This is a genomic window from Candidatus Neomarinimicrobiota bacterium, from assembly GCA_041862535.1.
Lineage (GTDB): Bacteria > Fidelibacterota > Marinisomatia > SCGC-AAA003-L08 > TS1B11.
Genome location: JBGVTM010000252.1, coordinates 1 through 5,295, shown reverse-complemented (window position 1 = coordinate 5,295; position 5,295 = coordinate 1). Strand labels below are relative to the sequence as shown.

The following is a 5,295-nucleotide window of genomic DNA, read 5'->3' as shown; positions in this document are numbered from 1 at the left end:
AATAGGTAGCAGTGGACGAGTCAAATCTTTCTTTTTCCAACTGGCGGAGGGGGTGGGATTCGAACCCACGTTCGCGAAAAGGCGAAAGCGGTTTTCAAGACCGCCACCATAAACCACTCGGTCACCCCTCCCAAATCTATATTTCAATTAGTACTTAACATAATGCTATAAGTTGGCGTTAAATTGGCGTTAATTTTATGAGGCGTGCCATTTTAACTACCGGTAAAACTTCATCTAATAACGCCATAGCATCTGATTGCATCCCCTCTATTATATGGGAATAGACGTCCATAGTAAACGCAACCGAGGCCTCATTTTTCTTTTGGTAGTATTTTATAACGGCGCTAGCCAATCCGGTATTTGCGGGCAAGTTTACTGAAGGCGTCCAGTGAGCTCTCTATAGTATCGTTGTCAACGCAGAAGGAGGCGCGGAAATAACTGGGCGAGCCAAAGCAACTTCCTGGCACCACCAGCACCAGATGCTCCAGCATTTCCTCGACGAAGGCAACATCGTCAGCAATGGGAGTCCGTGGGAAAACGTAGAAGGCCCCTTGAGGCTTGACTATGGAATAACCCATCCCGCTAAGCGCGTTGTAGATGAGGTCGCGCTTTTTCTGGTACTCGGCAATAGAAACACCGACGCCCTGCAGATGGCGCAGCAGGTTCTGCATCAGTGCCGGGGCATTGACGAAGCCCAGTGTTCTGGTGCAGAAGGTCAGGCCGTTGAGCAGGTCTTCATGGTCGGCGCACTCGGGGTGTACCGCTATGTAGCCGATTCGCTCACCGGGCAGTGCCAGATCCTTTGAGTGCGAGGCTATGGTGATGCAGTTGGCGTGGTGTTGCAGGGGGAAGGGGAACTTTATGCCATCGTAGACAAGTCGGCGGTAGGCCTCGTCGCTGATGATGTAGATGGGGGCACCGAACTGGGCCTCCTTTTTTCTGATGCTGTTGCTGAGAGCTTGAAGGAGCGCGGCATCGTAGACCGCACCGGTGGGATTGTTGGGGGAATTGACTATCACCACTCTGGTTCGGGGGCCGATGGCAGCCTCAAAAGCGTCAAGCTTAGGCAGGAAATGCTCGTCCGTGGGCAGAAGTTTGGGGATGCCCCCATAGTTTTCAATGTAGTTTATGTATTCCACGAAGTAGGGCACAAAGATGATGACCTCATCACCGGGATTGAGCAGGGTCATCAGGGCAACGTTGCAGGCACCGGCGGCACCACAGCTCATAATTATGTCATCGCTTGAGAAGCTGACGTCGCTCACCTGTGAGAAATGCTCGGCCACAGCGGCGCGGGTTTCTCGGTAGCCGGCATTGGGCATATAGCGATGCATTCCTGGCTGGGGGTTGTTGGCCAGCTTCCGCAGTTCCTCGTGGAACTGCGGTGGTGGTTCCATCACCGGGTTGCCCAGGGACAGGTCAAAGACATTCTCGTCGCCGTGCTGCCGTTTGAGGATTGTCCCCTCCTCAAACATGCGCCTTATCCAGGAGCTCTCGGCCATACTTGCCTTAATTCTGTCGGAGAGTCCCATTGCTGGTCTCCATTCTGCCCGGTTACTCCGGGCTGAAAATCTTGCCCGGGTTCATAATACCGTTAGGATCAAACGCCCTCTTGATTTTTTTCATTAACTCTATCTTACCGGCACTGTCAGCTATAGGCAGATAATCTTTTTTGGCAAAGCCAAGGCCGTGCTCCCCGGATATCGTGCCACCCAGCGACACCCCCACCTGACAGAGCTTGTTGAGAAGCTCTTTTACCGTTGGCTCATCTTCGTCTCTTGCCTGGCCCATCAGCGTCAGGTGTACGTTGCCATCCCCGGCGTGGCCCAGGGCGATGATGGGTATCTGGTGCTCTTCTCCCATCCGGTGTGCTGTCTCCAATAACTCTGCTATGTTGCTCCGGGGCACAACGACATCGGCGAAGTCCAGCATGCCGAATTGCTGCAGGGCATAGTAAAATTTCTCCCTGGCCTCCAGCAGGTTCCTCTTGGCTCGGCTGCCGGTGGGCATAAAGACATCAACGGCACCATTGTTCAGGCAGATTGAGCCGATTTCATTGGCCTGCCGGTGAATCTCCTCGTCATTTTCCCCCTCCACAAAAATCATAAGAAAGGCTTCATGGTCATGGAGGGGAATTTTTTTACCCGTATACTGCTCGGCCAGTTTGATCATATCTCTCTCCATAAACTCTATGCCCGCGGGGAGTATCCCCCGCTGCAGTATGTCAGGGACAGAGCTTATGGCAGCATGAAGGTTGTGGAAGGGAATGAAGAGTATTTCCGTCTTCCCCGGGGGGGTAACCAGCCTCAGCAGGACCTTGGTAATCACCGCTAGGGTGCCCTCTGACCCGATGATTAACTGTGTCAGGTCGTAGGCGGTAGAGCATTTAACGAACTTACCTCCCGTCTGGATTATCTCGCCGCTGGGCAGCACTATTTCCAGTCCTAGGACAAAATGCCGGGTAACGCCGTACTTCACGGCATTGATTCCGCCGGCATTGGTCGCCACGTTGCCACCGATGGCAGCACTGGCCTCGCCGGGGTATAGTGGATAATAGAGTCCCTGCTCGCTCGCAGCTTTGAGTAAATCGGAGAGGGCAACGCCGGCCTCGACGCTGGCCACAAAGTTGGCCTTATCAATCTCCAATATGCGGTTCATCTTCTCCAGTGAGAGGACGATACCTCCGTAGATGGGGGCTGCCCCTCCGGAGAGACCAGTCCCTCCCCCTCTGGGAGTAACCGGGATGACCTTCTGGTTAGCCAGTTTCAGTATTTCGGCTACGGAACGGCTGTTTTCAGGTTTTACCACTACTTCGGGGAGGAAAGACCTTTTCCCGGGCATCTCATCGCGGGAGTAGTTCTCCAGCACTTCTCCCGTCAGGACGTTCTTATCGCCGACTATGTCGGCCAGCCGGGCCACAACCTCATCAGTAACCCGGCCGTAATTGCTTCTAGTATCCGGCTGTCCTTCCGGCATTACTTTCTCTCCAGCTTGGTGCTATCTGAGTATATTACCGGCCATGCCGACATATCAACCGGGTGATTCGCGGGCGATGAAGGCAGCCCCATAGGCCTCGGTGAGCTGTGGACGGGGGGTATGATTACCTCGCCGGAAACTCTGGCCTTGAAGATGTCAACAGCTATGGGATTATGCGCTACCACGCCGCTACACAGCTCCATAGTTATATTATCCATTACGGGATGGCTAACAGGCCTTCACTGACGACTGCGGACTGAGAACGTCTGAGCAGCAGTGTGGTCAGTGCCCTTATTCCCTCAAATGGTAGCAGAGCGGTAAAGGTGACCACCCACCTTGCCCTCTCCAGGGCAATCTCATCAGGGTCTTCCCCCCTGTCCAGCCTGGCCATCATCTCCCGATGGTAGGACTCCGTAGCCCTGAGGGCCTTCTGGAAATGACGTTTGACCCCGCCTTCAATAACACCGTTGTGACATAAAGCTCCTCTCTGGGCCGGCAGTGATGCGAGCTTCCGGATGCTGTCGCAGTAGGCCTCAAGAGAGCTGAAGTAATTGGGCCAGAAAATATCCTTTTCGGGCGCGTAGAATCCGGTGGCGTCTCCGATGACCAGTGTCCCCTCTCTTTCATTGTGCAGGGAGATATGACACGGCGAATGCCCCGGGGTATCATAGACAGCCCACGATACTCCTGAGCCGAGGTCAAGTCGGTCACCCTCCTTAACCACCATATCCACACCAAAGGTATAGTTATCCAGCTCGGGGGGGACGGCGTCAATCTCGCCTTTGGAGAGCATAATCCCGGCGATATCACGGTCCGTCGTGATGAACTCCTTAAGCGCCTCCTCCTTTGTGACCAGCCTAGTCAACAGCTTTTCTCCTACTGGGCTGGCTACAACCTTCAGATGAGGCCATATTCTTCTCAGGCGAGGTATTGCCCCGATGTGGTCGGCATGGGTGTGGGTCAGGAAGAGGTATTTGATGCGCTCCGGCTCAATACCCAGTTCCTTTAACTGGTTAATGATGATAGCGAAGGTAGCCCCCGTTCCCCCTTCGATAATCATCCCATCATCTCCCAGGGACAGGTAGGCGGGGAAAGACGGGGTGCCTAATTGGTAGAAATTAGGGGTAATGCTGATGTTGCTGTACCTTTTGTCAGTCATGTAATCTCCATCCTTATTAAACTCGGTCGTTCCTAGCTAAACAAGAAACCCTGAGAAGTGCAGCCTTATCCGGGCTTCAGAGTCTCTGAGGAAACTCCTAAAGAAACGGGTTCAAGGTTACCAAACACAGCTGCTTCTGTCAAGAATACCGGTTGCCTTGACGACGAGACCTATCCCTTCCTGCGCTGGGAGTCGTAAAAAGGTCAATTCTATTTCCCCAGGTAACCTTGCTTGATTACTTGTTGCGCTACTAGGTCAGGAGAGGAAGACTCAAGCCTCCGATACTTCGAGGCCTGACTAGATGTATCTGCCTACCGATTTTGCAACTGGCCCAAGCTCCTTCATCAATCTGGTAAAGTCCGATGGAGTAAGGGACTGAAGTCCATCTATGAGGGCTTCCTTGGGGTTGGGGTGAACCTCGATGAGGAGCCCATCGGCACCCGCAGCTATGGCTGCCTTAGCTATCGCTGGAACCAGGGCGTAGTGACCGGCAGCATGGCTGGGATCGACGATTAGAGGAAGGTGGCTGGATCTTTTAATCACGGGTATGGAGCATACATCGAGAGAAAAGCGAGCGCTGGTCTCAAAGGTCCTGATACCTCTTTCGCATAAAATAAGCTGGCTGTTCCCCTCTGCTAGCAGATAGTCGGCCGCTGTAAGCCATTCAGCAACGGTGCATGAGAACCCCCGTTTCAGCAAGACGGGGTGCTTACTCTTACCAATCTCGGTCAGCAGGGCGAAGTTTTGCATATTTCGTGCCCCGACTTGAAGGATATCCGCATACTTGGATACCAAGCTCACATCGTGGGGGTCCACTACCTCGGTAACTACAGGCATGTTGAAATGCTCCTTAGCTCTCGCCAGCAACTCCAAGCCGGCCTTCTCCAGCCCCTGAAAGCTGAAGGGGGAGGTGCGTGGTTTGAAGGCACCGCCGCGCACAATGCAAGCCCCTGCTTTTTTCACAGCGCTGACCGCTTTCATGAGCTGTTCTTCGTTTTCCACAGCACAGGGCCCTGCCATAACCACAATATGCTTGCCCCCGATCTCAATCCCGTTAATGGAAACTACGCTGTCCTGTGGTTTGAATTCGCGGGAGGCGAGCTTATAGGGTTTCATAATCCGGACTACGCTCTCTACTCCAGGGAGCAGAGCGAAGATGT

Annotated in this window: 4 protein-coding genes and 1 tRNA gene; all 5 read right to left on the bottom strand. The window is 53.6% G+C overall.

Features of this window, described 5'->3' with window-relative positions; translation table 11 throughout:
* Positions 1 to 41: 41 nt before the first annotated feature.
* Positions 42 to 131 (bottom strand) — tRNA-Ser (locus ACETWG_09260).
* Positions 132 to 344: 213 nt separating this feature from the next.
* Positions 345 to 1,532, bottom strand: coding sequence for a pyridoxal phosphate-dependent aminotransferase (locus ACETWG_09255; protein ID MFB0516772.1), 1,188 nt, complete (start codon positions 1,530 to 1,532; stop codon positions 345 to 347).
* Between the two features lie 22 nt (positions 1,533 to 1,554).
* Complete coding sequence (locus ACETWG_09250; GenBank protein MFB0516771.1) at positions 1,555 to 2,976, bottom strand: FAD-binding oxidoreductase; 1,422 nt, start codon at positions 2,974 to 2,976, stop codon at positions 1,555 to 1,557.
* Positions 2,977 to 3,193: 217 nt separating this feature from the next.
* On the bottom strand, positions 3,194 to 4,135 hold the full coding sequence (locus ACETWG_09245; protein MFB0516770.1) for an MBL fold metallo-hydrolase: 942 nt from the start codon (positions 4,133 to 4,135) through the stop codon (positions 3,194 to 3,196).
* A 297-nt stretch (positions 4,136 to 4,432) separates the two neighbouring features.
* The coding region (gene aroF / locus ACETWG_09240) for a 3-deoxy-7-phosphoheptulonate synthase (GenBank protein ID MFB0516769.1) at positions 4,433 to 5,295 on the bottom strand (863 nt) is incomplete at its 5' end.